Source organism: Pseudomonas qingdaonensis, from assembly GCF_018398475.1.
Classification (GTDB): Bacteria; Pseudomonadota; Gammaproteobacteria; order Pseudomonadales; family Pseudomonadaceae; genus Aquipseudomonas; species Aquipseudomonas palmensis.
This window is the reverse complement of the sequence record NZ_CP074676.1, coordinates 4,069,132-4,084,054: the sequence shown is the minus strand read 5'-3', so window position 1 is coordinate 4,084,054 and position 14,923 is coordinate 4,069,132. Positions and strand designations below refer to the sequence as shown.

The following is a 14,923-nucleotide window of genomic DNA, read 5'->3' as shown; positions in this document are numbered from 1 at the left end:
ATTTTCCGATCCATGGGCAAATCGCTGGTCATTGTGGAATCCCCGGCTAAGGCCAAGACCATCAACAAGTACCTGGGCAACCAGTACGTGGTGAAGTCGAGTATCGGCCATATCCGAGACCTGCCCACCAGCGGTTCCGCCAGCAAGGAGCCTGCTGCCAAGCGCGGCAAGGCTGCTGCCGGCGAGGCACCCGCGCTGTCGCCGAAAGAAAAGGCGCGCAAGCAACTGGTGGCGCGCATGGGCGTCGACCCGGACCACGGCTGGAAGGCCAAGTACGAGATCCTTCCGGGCAAGGAAAAGGTCATCGAGGAGTTGCGCCGCCTGGCCAAGGATGCCGACACCATCTATCTCGCAACCGACTTGGATCGCGAGGGGGAAGCCATTGCCTGGCACCTGCGCGAAGCCATCGGTGGGGATGACAGCCGCTACAAGCGCGTGGTGTTCAACGAAATCACCAAGAAGGCCATCCAGGAGGCCTTCTCCCAGCCGGGCGAGCTGGACATCGACCGTGTCAATGCACAGCAGGCGCGTCGCTTCCTCGACCGCGTGGTGGGCTACATGGTCTCGCCACTGCTGTGGCAGAAGATCGCCCGTGGCCTGTCGGCCGGCCGGGTGCAGTCGGTGGCCGTGAAGCTGGTGGTGGAGCGTGAGCGCGAGATTCGCGCATTCATCCCCGAAGAGTACTGGGAAGTGCACGCCGACCTGGGTACTGCCAAGGACGCCAAGGTGCGCTTCGAGGTGGCTCGCCAGAACGGCGAGGCCTTCAAGCCGCTCAACGAAGCCCAGGCCATGGCCGCGCTGGAGAAGCTCAAGGCTTCCAGCTACACCATTGCCAAGCGTGAAGACCGCCCGACCAGCAGCAAGCCCTCGGCGCCGTTCATCACCTCGACCCTGCAGCAGGCGGCGAGCAATCGCCTCGGCTTCGGCGTGAAGAAGACCATGATGATGGCCCAGCGTCTGTACGAAGCCGGCTACATCACCTACATGCGTACCGACTCGACCAACCTGTCGGTCGATGCGGTGGAAATGGCGCGCAGCTACATCGAAAGCGAGTTCGGCAAGAAGTACCTGCCAGAAGCGCCGATCGTCTACGGCAGCAAGGAAGGCGCACAGGAAGCGCACGAAGCGATCCGACCTTCGGACGTGGCCACGCACCCGACCAAGCTCAGCGGCATGGAGCGTGATGCCGAGCGCCTGTACGAGCTGATCTGGCGCCAGTTCCTGGCCTGCCAGATGCCGCCGGCGCAGTACCTGTCGACCACCGTCAGCGTCACGGCGGGCGAGTTCGAGTTGCGTGCCAAGGGCCGTATCCTCAAGTTCGACGGTTACACCCGTGTGTTGCCGCAGCAGAGCAAGCCGGGCGATGACGATGTACTGCCGGAAATGAACCAGGGCGAAGTGCTCAAGCTCATCAAGCTCGACCCGAGCCAGCACTTCACCAAGCCGCCGGCACGTTTCTCGGAAGCGAGCCTGGTCAAGGAAATGGAAAAACGCGGTATCGGTCGCCCATCCACCTACGCGGCGATCATCTCCACCATCCAGGACCGTGGCTATGTGACCCTGCACAACCGCCGCTTCTACTCCGAGAAGATGGGCGACATCGTGACCGAGCGTCTGTCCGAGAGCTTTTCCAACCTGATGGACTACGGCTTCACCGCCGGCATGGAAGAGAACCTCGACGATGTGGCCCAGGGCGAGCGCGACTGGAAAAACGTGCTGGACGAGTTCTACGGCGACTTCAGCAAGAAGCTGCAACTGGCTGAAGATGCCGAAAAGGGCATGCGTGCCAACCAGCCGACCCCGACCAACATTGCCTGCAAGGAATGCGGCAGGCACATGATGATCCGCACAGCCTCCACGGGCGTGTTCCTCGGTTGCTCGGGCTACAGCCTGCCGCCCAAAGAGCGTTGCAAGGCCACCGTGAACCTGGTGCCAGGTGACGAGATTGCCGCCGACGACGAGGGCGAGTCCGAGTCGCGCGTGCTGTTGGGCAAGCACCGCTGCCCGATCTGCGCCACGGCGATGGACGCCTACCTGCTCGACGAGAAACACAAGCTGCACATCTGCGGCAACAACCCCGATTGCACGGGCTACGAGATCGAGGAAGGCAGCTACCGCATCAAGGGCTACGAGGGCCCGAGCCTTGAGTGTGACAAGTGCGGTAGCGAGATGCAGCTCAAGACCGGTCGTTTCGGCAAGTTCTTCGGCTGTACCAACCCGGAGTGCAAGAACACCCGCAAGCTGCTCAAGAGCGGCGAGGCGGCGCCGCCGAAGATGGACGCGGTGAAGATGCCCGAGCTCAAGTGCGAGAAGGTCAACGACACCTATGTGCTGCGTGACGGGGCTTCGGGCCTGTTCCTGGCTGCCAGCCAGTTCCCGAAGAACCGCGAGACCCGCGCGCCCCTGGTGATGGAGATCGTGCCGCACAAGGACGAGATCGATCCGAAGTATCACTTCCTCTGTGAGGCGCCGAAGAAGGACCCGGACGGTCGCCCTACGGTGATCCGCTACAGCCGCAAGACCAAGGAGCAGTATGTGCAGACCGAGGTCGACGGCAAGCCGACCGGCTGGCGAGCGTTCTATGACGGCAAGGCGTGGAAGGTGGAAGACAAGCGCTAAGCGATAGAATCGGCTACAAGAGGCTGCATCTGGTGATCCTGGACGCAGCCTTTTTTTTAGTCATGTCAGCGAACGGTTGTGATGTTTGATCGGGACGTTTCTCCGCCAGGGCTGTACACCATCGAGCAGAGGCAAGCAGATGAGTCAGGAAATGTTGGAAGCAGGGCCGCAGTCGGCCAGAATCCTGTCGGTGTTCGATTTCGATGGCACGCTGACCCGCCGTGACAGCTTTGTACCTTTTTTGAGGTTCGCTTTCGGCAACGGCTTTTTTGCTCGCCGCATGCTGCGGATGATCTGGCCAAGCCTGCGCTATCTGGGGCGGCGGATCAGCCGCGATGAACTCAAGGCCCAGTTGATCCAGACATTTCTTGCGGGTGTGAAAGAGCAATGGGTCGCGCAGAAGGCGGTGGCGTTCAAGTCGCAGGCGTGGGCCCGGCTCATGCGCCCGCAGGGCGTGATTTCGGTGGAACAGGAACTGGCCTCTGGTGCCGAGGTGACGATCTGTTCGGCATCGCCGGCGCTGGTGCTCAAGCCCTTTGCCGAACAGTTGGGCATCAAGCTGATCGGCACCGAGCTGGAGGTGATCGATGGCGTGCTGACCGGCAGGATCAGTGGCGACAACTGCCGCTGCGAAGCCAAGGTTCTGCGCCTGGAGGCGGTTTACGGGGTGCTGACGCAGTACCGCATGCGCGCCTGGGGCGACACGCGGGGCGACCATGAGCTGCTGGCCGCGGCTCAGGACGCACACTGGCGGCACTTTCATCCCGCGTGGCAGCGTGGCCGCCTGCGCGTCGAAAAGATCTACGGCCCGGTCACCCCGGCCACGTCGAAAGAGTCGGCTGCAACCACGGTTGGCGGTTTGCCGCGCAACGATGACCGCAAGGGCGGTTGAGCCTCACGCCTGCGGTGATTCAGCTTGCGCGCCTGCGATCCATCACAGAAACTGAGCCCCCGCCTCACACTCCCTCGGAGCGCGCCTCGATGGCCCAGGAACTCTATACCCGTACCAACCAGAAGATCTATTTCGCCGGTCTGGCCCTGGAGGCACTGGGCAAGGCGCAGGACAGTCGCGCCATGAACGCCCAGGCGCAGACCCAGGCCGAGCGGGAGTCTGCGCTGTTTCACCTGTATGGTGCGCTGTTGGGGCTGTGTCATGAGATCGGTGGCTATTATCGCTTGCCCCAGGCAACCGCGCTGCGTGCCGAGCAACTGCTGAGCCGTGAAGTACTGGCGACCATCGCCATTCCCGAGCTGGCTGAACTGGTCGAACTCGCCGAGCAGCCTGAAACCTGGCTGGCGCAACTGCTCAGGGCTTATGCCGATTTGTTCCGACCACCTGTCGCGACCAAGGCGCCCAAAGGTGATGTGACCCAACCGTTGATTCAGGCCGTGAGCCTGGATGAACCCGAGGCGCCAGCGCTGTCGCGCGAAGAACTGGAGGGCTGGCGGCAGAATCTCAAACGCCTCGTGGTGCGTTTTCGCGAAGGTCTGAGTGAGTGCTGATCCTGCCAGTGGCTGGTACAATGCCGGCCTTTACTGGAGAACAGTCTTTTATGCCCACGTCCTTTCTAGAAATTGTAGAGTTGCCTGACGGTCGCATCGAGTTGCGCCGCGCCGAGGACGAGGGGTCGTTGGTAACCCTGGATTTTTCGGAAGATGCCAAGGCGTTCCTGCAGGGCCAACACGTCGAGGTGGCCAAGGCCATGCTCAGCGTTGGTGTGCAGATGGCCGGCAAATTGGTTGAAGGCGAGATCGAACAGGAACATGCAGGCCCACGGGTTCTGCACTGACCGTCAGTATCCGGCTTCCTCGTCCTGAGGAAGCCTGCTGCATACCCTTCGAGCGTTCAGCGAGTATCAGCCCAGGCGGATATTCAGGCTTTGTGCGTCACCCGCACGGGCAGCATTGGTCAGTTGCAGGCGGGCGCCGTTGCTGACCGGATTGAACCAGGTGACCACCGTATGGCTGCGCCCCAGGCGCAGGGCATCACAGGCCAGTTGCAGCGCACTCTGGTTGCCGCGAGGCTGCAGCAGCAGTATGCGTTCGCGGTTGAGCCCTGCGTCCCTCAGCCAGGCCTGGGTGAGGCTACCGGGTGGGGCGATCAGGGTAAGCCAGCGGGCGTCATGCTCTTCACTCAGTTCGCTCAGGTCGCGTAGCACCGGTGCCAGCAGGCTTTGGCAGTGCTCCAGCGCGCCACGCAAGGACAGCTCGCTGAATGCCTGCGGCTTGTTGCTTTGCCGGGCGGGCTGCCTGTTTTTGACCCGCGGCAGTACCGGCTGGGCCAGGAATGCTTCGAACAAGGGCAACTGTGCTTGCTGTGGTACGTGGGGGAACTGCATGACGCCTCCTTATTAGCGGCGGATAACGCCGACGCTCAAGCCCTCGATGACCAGGTCCTGCTCTTTCAGGTTGACTTCGATAGGGGCGAATTCGGGGTTCTCGGCGATCAGCCAGACCTTGTTGCCTTCCCGTTTGAAGCGCTTGACCGTGACTTCGTCACCCAGGCGGGCTACGACGATCTGACCATTGCGCGCTTCGCGGCAGGTGTGTACGGCCAGCAGGTCGCCGTCGACGATGCCGACGTCCTTCATGCTCATGCCGTGCACGCGCAGCAGGTAGTCGGCGCGGGGGTGGAAGAAGGCCGGGTTGATGGCGCAGGATTCCTCGATGTGCTGCTGGGCGAGGATAGGGGCACCCGCGGCCACGCGGCCAATGATGGGCAGGGCGTTTTCATCGGGCTTGCTCTCGAGCCCCGGAATGCGGATGCCGCGCGAGGCACCAGGGGTCATCTCGATTGCACCCTTGCGGGCCAGTGCCTTCAGATGCTCTTCGGCGGCGTTGGGGGATTTGAACCCCAGTTCCTGGGCGATTTCCGCGCGGGTGGGCGGGAAGCCGTTGTCTTCGAGGCAGCGCTTGATGAAAGCCAGAATCTCAGCTTGGCGTGGCGTCAGTTTTAGCATGTCGATCGCTCTGTCTTTTTATACAGTGACTGGGATTATATACAGTGATAGCGGCAAGCTACAAGCGGCAAGCTCCAAGCGTGCCCGCAGTTGCCTGCCGCTTCCGGCTTGTGGCTTGTCGCTGCCTTCAATACCATGACCGGCCGGGCACAAAACGCCCGTGCGTACTTGACAGAACCCTGCCTTGAAACGTATGTTTCAAACAAGTGTTTGTCTCGCGGAGTAGTCATGGCCCAGTCGGAAACCGTTGAACGCATTCTCGATGCTGCCGAGCAGTTGTTCGCGGAAAAAGGTTTTGCCGAAACCTCATTGCGGCTGATCACCAGCAAGGCCGGCGTCAACCTGGCGGCGGTGAACTACCATTTCGGTTCGAAGAAGGCGCTGATCCAGGCGGTCTTCTCGCGTTTTCTAGGGCCGTTCTGCCAGAGCCTGGAGCGTGAGCTCGAGCGGCGCCAGGCGCGCCCCGAGCACAAGCCCAGCCTTGAAGAACTGCTGGAGATGCTGGTCGAGCAGGCGCTGGTGGTGCAGCCGCGCAGCGGCAATGACCTGTCGATCTTCATGCGCCTGCTGGGCCTGGCCTTCAGCCAGAGCCAGGGCCACCTGCGTCGTTACCTCGAAGACATGTACGGCAAGGTGTTCCGCCGCTACATGCTGCTGGTCAACGAGGCCGCGCCGCAGATTCCTCCCCTCGAACTGTTCTGGCGCGTGCATTTCATGCTCGGCGCTGCAGCGTTCAGCATGTCGGGCATCAAGGCCCTGCGCGCGATTGCCGAGACCGATTTCGGGGTCAATACCTCGATCGAGCAGGTCATGCGCCTGATGGTGCCGTTCCTGGCCGCCGGCATGCGTGCCGACAGCGGGGTCACGGACGAGGCGATGGCGGCGGCGCAGTTGCGTCCGCGCAGCAAGACCAGCCACGCCCCGGTGCCGGCAAAGGCCTGATTCCCCGGCTGGGCGGCACAGCCGGCTTCGGCTAAGCTAGCGCCCATGCCTATTCTCGATTTGCTGCACATTTCCATCGCCGACCAGTGCCTTTATGGGTTCGCCCAGGGGCGACTGGCGGTGCGTCTTGCGGTGTCCACCGCACTCAATGGCCCGGGCGAGCACAACGGCTCCGGTTGTACACCGCGCGGGCTGCATCAGGTGCGTGCGAAGATCGGCGCGGGCTTGCCCCAGGGCGCGGTGCTGCGCGGGCGTCGCTGGACCGGCGAGGTCTGGACGCCCGACCTGCACGCGCAGTTCCCTGGGCGCGACTGGATTCTCTCGCGCATTCTCTGGCTCAGCGGTCGCGAGCCGGGGCGCAACCGCCTCGGGCCCGTGGATACGTTCCGCCGCTATATCTACCTGCACGGCACGCCCGACAGCGAACCCATGGGTGTGCCGTTGTCCCACGGCTGCATACGCCTGCGCAACGCCGACCTGGTAGCGCTGTTCGACCGGGTGCCTGTGCATTGCCCGGTACAGATCGAAGAAGCCGCCTGCCCCCAGTGGGCGAGCGCGCCCCTCAACTGAAGGATCATTTATGAGTACCCGCCTGCAAGGCTCCCTGATGGTCGACGTGGCCGGCACCTGGCTGACTGCCGAAGACCGCCATTTGCTGCGTCAGCCCGAAGTGGCCGGCCTGATCATCTTTGCCCGCAACATCGAATGCCCGCGCCAGGTGCGCGAACTGAGTGCGTCGATCCGTGCCGTGCGCCCGGACCTGATCCTGGCCGTGGACCAGGAGGGTGGTCGCGTCCAGCGCCTGCGCCAGGGCTTCGTGCGCTTGCCCGCGATGCGTGCGATTGCCGACAACCCCAATGCCGAGCGCCTGGCCGAACACTGCGGCTGGCTGATGGCAACCGAAGTGCTGGCGGTAGGGCTCGACTTGAGCTTTGCCCCGGTGCTGGACCTTGACCACCAGCGCAGCGCGGTGGTTGGCAGTCGCGCCTTCGAGGGTGACCCGCAGCGCGCCACCTTGCTTGCCGGTGCCTTCATTCGCGGCATGAACGCGGCGGGCATGGCGGCCTGCGGCAAGCACTTCCCGGGGCATGGCTGGGCCGAGGCGGATTCGCATGTGGCGATACCCACCGACGAGCGCAGCCTGGAGCAGATCCGCGCAGCCGACCTGGTGCCGTTCACGCGCCTGAGCGGGCAGTTGGCGGCGGTGATGCCGGCGCACGTGATCTATCCACAGGTCGATAACCAGCCGGCCGGCTTCTCGCGGCGCTGGCTGCAGGAGATTCTGCGTGGCGAGCTGGGCTTTGATGGGGTGATCTTCAGCGATGACCTGTCGATGGCCGGTGCGCATGTGGTGGGGGACGCCGCCAGCCGTATCGAGGCGGCGCTGAGTGCCGGTTGCGACATGGGCCTGGTGTGCAATGATCGGGCGGCTGCCGAGCTTGCGTTGTCGGCGGCGCAGCGGTTGAGGGTGAGGCCGTCGCCGCGGATCGCGCAGATGCGCGGGCAGGGTTTTGCGCGTACCGACTACCGCCAGCAGCCCCGCTGGCTGGAGGCGCTTGGCGCGCTGAAAGATGCACAACTGATCGACTGAGGTCCTGCGCCGGCAAGGCCGGCTCCTGCAGGTGCTGCGATACCTGTAGGAGCCGGCCTTGCCGGCGAAAGGCTCAACTGGATTTTGCGGCCTGCCGCTTCCCGGGCAACGGCGCAAACAGCGCATCAATGTCTTCATCCGCCAGCTTCCAGTCCCCCGCCTGACGCCCCTCCAGCAGGCCTGCAGCCAGCGCTGCCTTCTCCTGTTGCAACTTCTGGATCTTCTCTTCCACCGTGCCCCGTGTAATCAGCTTGTAGACGAACACCGGCTTGTCCTGGCCGATGCGGTAGGCGCGGTCGGTGGCCTGGTTTTCGGTGGCCGGGTTCCACCACGGGTCATAGTGGATCACCGTGTCGGCCGCGGTGAGGTTGAGGCCGGTGCCGCCCGCTTTGAGGCTGATCAGAAACAGTGGCGTCTGCAGGCTCTGGAACTGCTGCACCGGGGTGCGCCGGTCGCGGGTTTCACCGGTCAGCAGGCTGTAGTGGACGCCACGCTTGTGCAGCTCCTGCTCGATCAGTTCGAGCATCGAGGTGAACTGCGAGAACAGCAGGATGCGTCGCCCTTCGCTGAGCAGTTCGTCGAGCATCTGCATCAGGCTGCCCAGCTTGCCCTTGTCCGAATGGGTGGTTCTTGGCGCAATGCTTTTGACCAGGCGCAGATCGCAGCACACCTGACGCAGCTTGAGCAACGCATCCAGAATCACGATCTGGCTGCGTGCCGCGCCGTTGCGGGTGATTTCCTCGCGGACCTTCCTATCCATCGCCACCCGCACCGTTTCGTAGGTGTCGCGCTGCGCGTCGCTCAGCTCCACCCAATGCACGATCTCGGTCTTGGCCGGCAGTTCGCGGGCCACCTGTTCCTTGGTGCGGCGCAGCAGGAATGGCTTGATGCGCGCGGCAAGATGCGCCATGCGCTCGACGTCGCCATGGCGTTCGACAGGGGAGCGGTAATCGCGGCTGAAGGCCTTGCTGTCGCCCAGCCAGCCGGGTAGCAGGAAGTGGAAGATCGACCACAGTTCGCCCAGGTTGTTTTCCATCGGTGTGCCGGTCAGGCACAGGCGCTGGTTGGCCTGGATCTCGCGCGCCGCTTCGGCGGCCTTGCTGTTGGCGTTCTTGATGTTCTGCGCTTCATCCAGAATCAGCAGGTGCCAGGGCTGCGCGGTGAAGTGAGCCAGGTCGCGGGGCAGCAGGGCGTAGGTGGTCAGTACCAGGTCGTACTGGTCAAGGTCGGCGAAGTGTCGGGTGCGGCCGGGGCCATGCAGGGCCAGCACGCTCAGCTGCGGGGTGAAGTGCTGCGCTTCGTCGAGCCAGTTGGGGATCAGGCTGGTCGGCATCACGGCCAGGGCAGGGCGCTGCAGGCGCCCCGCGTTCTTTTCGGTGAGCAGGTGCGCCAGGGTCTGCAGGGTCTTGCCCAGGCCCATGTCGTCGCCCAGGATCCCGCCGACCTCCAGTTCGCGCAGGGTCTGCAACCAGTTCAGGCCTTCGAGCTGGTAGGGTCGCAGCGTGGCGTTCAGGCCCTCGGGGGCGGCGATGTCGGTACGCCTGGACTCGCGCAGGCGGCGGGCAAAGTCGCGTACCCGGTCGCCGCCGCGCCAGGTCAGCGCCATGTCGTCGATGCTGCTCAGGCGCGCGGCATCCGGCGCTGCCAGGCGCAGCGAAGGCCCGCTGTCATTGCCCAGGTACAGCTCGCCCAGGGTGGCCATCAGCGGCTTGATGCGTGCGTAGGGCAAGGCCACGCGCAGCGCCGGGCTGTCATGGCGGGCGCGGTTCAGGTCGATCAGCAGGTGCTCGTCGTCGCTGCGCCGGGCCAGTTCGCTGGGGCGCAGCAGTTCGGGGTTGCTGCGCAGCAGGTGCAGCACGATCGGCAGCAGGCTGTGGCGCTGGCCGTTGACCACGATGCCCAGCTCCAGGTCGAACCATTCGCGCCCCGGCGCTTCCTCGACATCGGCGTACCAGTCGTCGATGTCATGCAGGTTGAAGGCGAAGTCGGGCCTCACTTCCACCTCCCAGCCGGCTGCACGCAGGGTATCGATGCCGGTGCGGGCGAACTGCAGCCAGGCTTGGTCGTCGGGCATCTGCAGCATTTCGCCGGCGCTGTCGGGCAATGCCTTGCTCTGGCGCGTGGCAACGCTGAAGCCCATTTTCTTCAAGGTCTGGCGCAGCGCCTTTTCGGCGTCTGGCTGACGCTGGATACGCTGGCGGACGTTGCCGTCGATACGGATGACTTCGCTGCTGCTCTTGTCGCTGGTGCGCTGCCCGTCATACGTGAACGCCAGTGCCGCACGGTGTTGCAACTGGCGCTGCATCTTGCCGGTCTTGGGCATGTAGGCGGTGAATTCGTAGCTGCCCAGGGTGAGGTGCGCAACAGCCGGTACATTTTCGATGACCTGGTTCTGGTAGGTCGCTGTGGCTGGAGGCGGCGGAAAGTCGTTGGCCGTCAGCCGCTCCGTCAGGGTGTACAGCGCCGCTGCGCAATGCTTGCAGTTCTGGCGGACAGGGCAGCTGCAGGTGGCGATCAGGAGGGGGTGAACGTCGCCTTCGATCAGCAGGGTCTGCCGGTAGAGGTTGCCGCCGGACCCGTGGCACAGGGTGGTCGCGCCCTTGTCGTCAACCGAAACGAGCCTGACGCGCTTGTTGTCTGCATAGTCAAGCCCTCGGGTGAGGGTCTTGGGGCCGAATTTTTCGCGCCAAAGCTTGCTCTTGAGCGCGCGCTGCAGTGTGGTCGACATGGCTCTACTGTTCCATCATCTCCGCTTCAGCAGGAGAGGTGGTGCGTGTGCCGGCGGCGATCACTTTGAACAGGACCGCCAGGTGCCCGCCATCGAGGAAGGTCAGTTCGTTGTTCTTCACCGTGCTGTTGACCTGCCTGAGCTGTTCGCTCTGGATCACGCTGCCATTGCCATCGAGCTGGTTGACCCAGAAGTTGGCCTGCACTTCGATGAAACGGCCCTGCCTGAGGCTGACATTGCCTTCGACCGGGAAGTGGCCGAACTGCTCCTGGCCCTCGCTGATGGCAACCCGCGACGGTTCGCTGCCTACCTGCTGCTGCCAGGCCTTGTGCAGCAGCACGGTGTAGTTGCTGTCGGCGGCCAGCTTTTCGGCCTGTGCGGTCAGCACCGGCTTGCGCACGTCGTAGTCGCTGGGGGCCTTGGCGCCCTGGCGCCAGTCTTCCGGGGCGAACTGGCTGGTGATCGCGGGCACCGCATTCTGGCGCAGCAGGAACATCTCGACCTGGTACTGGCTGTCGGCAAAGGCGGCCGGCGCAATCAGCGCCAGCAGCAGGGTCAAGCTACGAATTGCACGCATGGATCATCCTTCAAGCGGGTTTCGGGGCGAGTCGTTCGAACAGCGCCTCCACTGTAGTAAAGCGTTCATCGGCGCGTTCCATGGGCACCATGAACTTGAACATCGTCGCGCCTTCGAACTTGTAGCGCTTGGGCTGGCCCTGGATCAGCTTGATCAGCACCAGCGGGTCGACCGGGGTCTCGGCCTCGAATTCCACCCGTCCGCCTTGCGGGCCGGCGTCGACCTTCTTGATGCCCAGCTTCTCGGCCTGCAGCTTGAGCAGGGTCAGGCGCACCAGGTTCTTGGTCGGCTCGGGCAGCAGCCCGAAACGGTCGATCATCTCCACCTGCAGATCCTTCAGGCCATCTTCGTCCACCGCCGAGGCGATGCGCTTGTACAGGATCAGGCGCGCATGCACGTCGGGCAGGTAGTCCTCGGGGATCAGTGCCGGTACGCGCAGGTTGATCTCCGGGCCGCCGCCCAGGGGCTGGTCGAGGTTGGGCTGGGTGCCCTTGCGAATCGCCTTGACGGCGCGTTCGAGCATTTCCATGTAGAGGGTGAAGCCCACCGCCTGGATCTGCCCGCTCTGGCCTTCACCCAGCAGTTCGCCGGCGCCGCGGATCTCCAGGTCGTTGGTGGCCAGCACGAAGCCTGCGCCCAGGTCCTGGGTATTGGCGATGGCCTCCAGGCGCTTTTCGGCGTCGGGGGTGATCTGCTGGCGTGGGGGCGTCAGCAGGTAGGCATACGCCTGGTGGTGGCTGCGCCCCACGCGGCCGCGCAACTGGTGCAACTGGGCCAGACCGAACTTGTCGGCACGCTCGATGATGATGGTGTTGGCGCTGGGCACGTCGATGCCGGTCTCGATGATGGTCGAGGCGATCAGCACGTTGAAGCGCTTGTGGTAGAAGTCGCTCATCACCTGTTCGAGTTCGCGTTCGCGCATCTGCCCGTGGCCGATACCGATGCGCGCCTCGGGTACCAGTTCGGCGAGGTCGGCGGCGCACTTCTCGATACTCTTCACGTCGTTGTGCAGGTAGTACACCTGGCCGCCACGCAGCAGTTCGCGCAGCAGCGCCTCCTTGATGGTGCTCTTGTTCTGCTCCATCACGAAGGTGCGCACCGACAGCCGGCGTGCCGGCGGGGTGGCGATGATCGACAGGTCGCGCATGCCCGCCACCGCCATGTTCAGCGTGCGCGGGATCGGCGTGGCGGTCAGGGTCAGGATGTCGACTTCGCTGCGCAGCGCCTTGAGCTGCTCTTTCTGGCGCACGCCGAACCGGTGTTCCTCGTCGATGATGACCAGGCCCAGGTCCTTGAACTTGACGTCGTCCTGCAGCAGCTTGTGGGTACCGATGACGATGTCGATCTTGCCTTCGGCGAGGTCCGCCACGGCGGCACCGACTTCCTTGGCCGACTTGAAGCGGCTCATCACTTCGACGGTTACCGGCCAGTCGGCAAAGCGGTCGCGGAAACTGTTGTAGTGCTGCTGGGCGAGCAGGGTGGTGGGCACCAGGATCGCTACCTGGCGCCCGCCGTGCACGGCGATGAAGGCGGCACGCATGGCCACTTCGGTCTTGCCGAAGCCGACATCGCCGCACACCAGGCGGTCCATCGGCTTGGCGGCGAGCATGTCCTCGCGTACCGCTTCGATGGCCGACTGCTGGTCCGGGGTTTCCTCGAACGGGAAGCCGGCACTGAAGGTGGCGTAGTCCACCGACGGGTCGGCAAACGCATAGCCCTTGCGCGCGGCGCGCCGGGCATAGATGTCGAGCAGCTCGGCAGCCACGTCGCGCACTTGTTCGGCCGCCTTGCGCTTGGCCTTCTGCCAGGTCTCGGAGCCCAGACGGTGCAGCGGTGCCAGCGCATCGTCGCTGCCGGTGTAGCGCGCGATCAGGTGCAGGTTGGCCACCGGCACGTACAGCTTGGCGCCTTCGGCGTATTCAAGGGTGAGAAACTCGGCGGCCTGGCCATCGATCTCCAGTGTCGCCAGGCCCAGGTAGCGGCCCACGCCATGGTCGATATGCACCACCGGGGCGCCTTCGCGCAGCTCGGTAAGGTTCTTGATCACCGCGTCGTTGTTGACGTCGCTGCGCTTCTCGCGCCGCCGCCGCTGCATCACGCGCTGGCCGAACAGCGGGCTCTCGGCAACCAGTGCCAGGGCCGGATCGTCCAGCAGCAGGCCGTCGTCCAGTGGTGCGATGGTGATTGCCAGGCGCTGCTTGCTGGCGACGAACTCGTGCCAGCCATCGACGGTTTGCGGGCGCAGTTTCAGGCGTTCGAGCAGTTCCAGCAGTACTTCGCGGCGCCCGGCCGATTCGGCGGTGAACAGCACGCGGCCGGGGAATTGCTCGAGGAACCCCGACAGCGCCGCCAGGGGCTGGTTGGCCTTGGCTTCGATGGCGAGGTTGGGCAGCGTCTGCGCGGCAAAGCGCTCGCGGCCGGGGCCGGCGTCGATGTCGTCCTGGCTGACCACCACCCGTGGCCAGCCCTTGAGCCGGGCGAAGCAGTCTTCCACCGGCATGAACAGCTCGGCAGGCGGCAGCAGAGGGCGGTTAGGGTCGATGCGCCGCTCTTCATAGCGGTTGCGTACATCGCTCCAGAAGTGCTCGGCGGCCTGTTCCACGCCGGGCAGGGAGAACACCTGGGTGTTTTCCGGCAAGTAGTCGAACAGGGTCGAGGTTTCCTCGAAAAACAGCGGCAGGTAGTACTCGATGCCGGCCGGCACGATACCGCTGCTCAGGTCCTGGAAGATCGGGCTGCGGCGAAAATCCACGTCGAAGCGTTCGCGAAAGCGCGCTTTGAAGCGGGTGACTTCGTCTTTTTGCAGCGGGAATTCGCGGGCCGGGAGCAGGCGTACCGAGTCGACCTTGTCGATCGAGCGCTGGCTCTCCGGGTCGAAGGTGCGCAGGGTCTCGATCTCGTCATCGAACAGGTCGATGCGGTACGGCAGCTTGCTGCCCATCGGGAACAGGTCGATCAGGGCACCGCGCACGGCGAACTCGCCATGCTCGTACACGGTGTCGACGCAGCGGTAGCCGCTGGCCTCCAGGCGCGTGCGCATCTGTTCAACATCCAGCTTCTGGCCGATGTCCAGCACCAGGCTGCTGCCCAGCAGAAAGCGCGTGGGCGCCAGGCGGTGCAGTGCGGTGGTGATCGGCACCACGAGGATGCCGTGGTCCAGCTCCGGCAACCGGTACAGGCTGGCGATCCGCTGCGAAATGATGTCCTGGTGCGGCGAGAACAGGTCGTAGGGCAGGGTTTCCCAGTCGGGGAACGGCAGCACGGCCAGTTCCGGGGCGAAGAAACGCAGCTCCTGCTCCAGCCGGTCGGCGCTCTGGCTGTCGGCGGTCAGCAGCAGGGTGAAGCGCTTCGCGGCGCTGGCGGCCTCGGCGATGGCCAGGCTCAGGGCGGCACCGGGCAGGTTGCCCCAGGTGTGTTTGCCGGCACTGGCCGGCAGGTGAGGTAGACGCAGAACAGGCACGGGAGGTCGAGCTCCAAGCGTTGCGACAAAACGCCGATTGTACCGG

The 14,923-nt window shown here is 64.3% G+C and carries 12 protein-coding genes; 7 read left to right on the top strand and 5 right to left on the bottom strand.

All coding sequences use genetic code 11. The annotated features are described in order from the left end of the window. Positions 1-12: 12 nt before the first annotated feature. From topA to KH389_RS18535, 4 genes are all read left to right on the top strand, one after another. Entirely contained in the window at positions 13-2,619 is a 2,607-nt protein-coding gene (topA, locus tag KH389_RS18550; RefSeq protein WP_043864567.1) for a type I DNA topoisomerase, read from the top strand. A gap of 139 nt (positions 2,620-2,758) precedes the next feature. Further along, positions 2,759-3,511, top strand: a complete 753-nt coding sequence (locus tag KH389_RS18545; protein ID WP_213607548.1) for an HAD-IB family hydrolase — start codon at positions 2,759-2,761, stop codon at positions 3,509-3,511. Positions 3,512-3,600: 89 nt separating this feature from the next. Beyond that, entirely contained in the window at positions 3,601-4,122 is a 522-nt protein-coding gene (locus KH389_RS18540) for a DUF6586 family protein (RefSeq protein WP_213606011.1), read from the top strand. 50 nt (positions 4,123-4,172) lie between these two features. Further along, entirely contained in the window at positions 4,173-4,409 is a 237-nt protein-coding gene (locus KH389_RS18535; protein ID WP_043864565.1) for a hypothetical protein, read from the top strand. Between the two features lie 66 nt (positions 4,410-4,475). Here KH389_RS18535 and sulA read toward each other — a convergent pair whose 3' ends face one another. Both sulA and lexA read right to left on the bottom strand, forming a co-directional pair. Next, entirely contained in the window at positions 4,476-4,958 is a 483-nt protein-coding gene (gene sulA / locus KH389_RS18530) for an SOS-induced cell division inhibitor SulA (protein ID WP_213606010.1), read from the bottom strand. A gap of 12 nt (positions 4,959-4,970) precedes the next feature. Beyond that, positions 4,971-5,579: a transcriptional repressor LexA gene (gene lexA, locus KH389_RS18525; protein ID WP_043864563.1), complete on the bottom strand. Its 609-nt coding sequence runs from the start codon at positions 5,577-5,579 to the stop codon at positions 4,971-4,973. 228 nt (positions 5,580-5,807) lie between these two features. Here lexA and KH389_RS18520 point away from each other — a divergent pair, with 228 nt between their 5' ends. From KH389_RS18520 to nagZ, 3 genes are read left to right on the top strand one after another with little or no spacing between them, the layout of a single operon-like run. Then, a complete protein-coding gene (locus tag KH389_RS18520) occupies positions 5,808-6,521 on the top strand; it encodes a TetR/AcrR family transcriptional regulator (protein ID WP_043864562.1) in 714 nt (237 codons plus the stop codon). Positions 6,522-6,566: 45 nt separating this feature from the next. Next, positions 6,567-7,091: a L,D-transpeptidase gene (locus KH389_RS18515; protein ID WP_177333000.1), complete on the top strand. Its 525-nt coding sequence runs from the start codon at positions 6,567-6,569 to the stop codon at positions 7,089-7,091. A gap of 22 nt (positions 7,092-7,113) precedes the next feature. Beyond that, positions 7,114-8,112 carry a beta-N-acetylhexosaminidase gene (nagZ, locus tag KH389_RS18510; RefSeq protein ID WP_173925092.1) on the top strand — a complete coding sequence of 333 codons (999 nt, stop codon included), beginning with the start codon at positions 7,114-7,116 and terminating at the stop codon, positions 8,110-8,112. Between the two features lie 73 nt (positions 8,113-8,185). Here nagZ and KH389_RS18505 read toward each other — a convergent pair whose 3' ends face one another. From KH389_RS18505 to mfd, 3 genes are read right to left on the bottom strand one after another with little or no spacing between them, the layout of a single operon-like run. Then, on the bottom strand, positions 8,186-10,840 hold the full coding sequence (locus KH389_RS18505) for a DEAD/DEAH box helicase (protein ID WP_213606009.1): 2,655 nt from the start codon (positions 10,838-10,840) through the stop codon (positions 8,186-8,188). Between the two features lie 4 nt (positions 10,841-10,844). Continuing rightward, positions 10,845-11,417 (bottom strand): CsiV family protein, encoded by a 573-nt coding sequence (locus KH389_RS18500; protein WP_043864559.1) that lies wholly within the window; start codon positions 11,415-11,417, stop codon positions 10,845-10,847. A gap of 10 nt (positions 11,418-11,427) precedes the next feature. Continuing rightward, positions 11,428-14,877 (bottom strand): transcription-repair coupling factor, encoded by a 3,450-nt coding sequence (mfd, locus tag KH389_RS18495; RefSeq protein ID WP_043864558.1) that lies wholly within the window; start codon positions 14,875-14,877, stop codon positions 11,428-11,430. Positions 14,878-14,923 lie beyond the last annotated feature (46 nt).

Excerpts from the sequence above, each read along its gene's own strand:
- lexA (WP_043864563.1), bottom strand. The coding sequence starts at position 5,579 with ATGCTAAAACTGACGCCACGCCAAGCTGAGATTCTGGCTTTCATCAAG.
- topA (WP_043864567.1), top strand. The coding sequence starts at position 13 with ATGGGCAAATCGCTGGTCATTGTGGAATCCCCGGCTAAGGCCAAGACC.
- KH389_RS18500 (WP_043864559.1), bottom strand. The coding sequence starts at position 11,417 with ATGCGTGCAATTCGTAGCTTGACCCTGCTGCTGGCGCTGATTGCGCCG.
- KH389_RS18540 (WP_213606011.1), top strand. The coding sequence starts at position 3,601 with ATGGCCCAGGAACTCTATACCCGTACCAACCAGAAGATCTATTTCGCC.
- sulA (WP_213606010.1), bottom strand. The coding sequence starts at position 4,958 with ATGCAGTTCCCCCACGTACCACAGCAAGCACAGTTGCCCTTGTTCGAA.
- KH389_RS18545 (WP_213607548.1), top strand. The coding sequence starts at position 2,759 with ATGAGTCAGGAAATGTTGGAAGCAGGGCCGCAGTCGGCCAGAATCCTG.
- KH389_RS18505 (WP_213606009.1), bottom strand. The coding sequence starts at position 10,840 with ATGTCGACCACACTGCAGCGCGCGCTCAAGAGCAAGCTTTGGCGCGAA.
- KH389_RS18535 (WP_043864565.1), top strand. The coding sequence starts at position 4,173 with ATGCCCACGTCCTTTCTAGAAATTGTAGAGTTGCCTGACGGTCGCATC.
- KH389_RS18515 (WP_177333000.1), top strand. The coding sequence starts at position 6,567 with ATGCCTATTCTCGATTTGCTGCACATTTCCATCGCCGACCAGTGCCTT.
- KH389_RS18520 (WP_043864562.1), top strand. The coding sequence starts at position 5,808 with ATGGCCCAGTCGGAAACCGTTGAACGCATTCTCGATGCTGCCGAGCAG.